Origin of the sequence: Paenibacillus peoriae KCTC 3763 (genome assembly GCF_000236805.1) — a bacterium.
In the GTDB taxonomy this organism is placed as follows: domain Bacteria; phylum Bacillota; class Bacilli; order Paenibacillales; family Paenibacillaceae; genus Paenibacillus; species Paenibacillus peoriae.
This window is the reverse complement of the sequence record NZ_AGFX01000027.1, coordinates 1-228: the sequence shown is the minus strand read 5'-3', so window position 1 is coordinate 228 and position 228 is coordinate 1. Positions and strand designations below refer to the sequence as shown.

General features: G+C 51.3%; 1 rRNA gene. It reads right to left on the bottom strand.

Annotated features, from left to right (window positions below):
• A 16S ribosomal RNA gene (locus KQI_RS0115165) occupies positions 1 to 191 on the bottom strand; the annotation flags it as partial.
• Between the last annotated feature and the right edge of the window lie 37 nt (positions 192 to 228).

Below are 228 nucleotides of genomic sequence, written 5' to 3'. Positions count from 1 at the left end.
AAAAGGATGTATCGGGTATTAGCTACCGTTTCCGGTAGTTATCCCTGTCTTGTGGGCAGGTTGCCTACGTGTTACTCACCCGTCCGCCGCTAGGTGATGTAGAAGCAAGCTTCTACATCACCCCGCTCGACTTGCATGTATTAGGCACGCCGCCAGCGTTCGTCCTGAGCCAGGATCAAACTCTCCAATAAAGACCAACCGAGGTTGGTTATAGAAAGAGCGATTAGC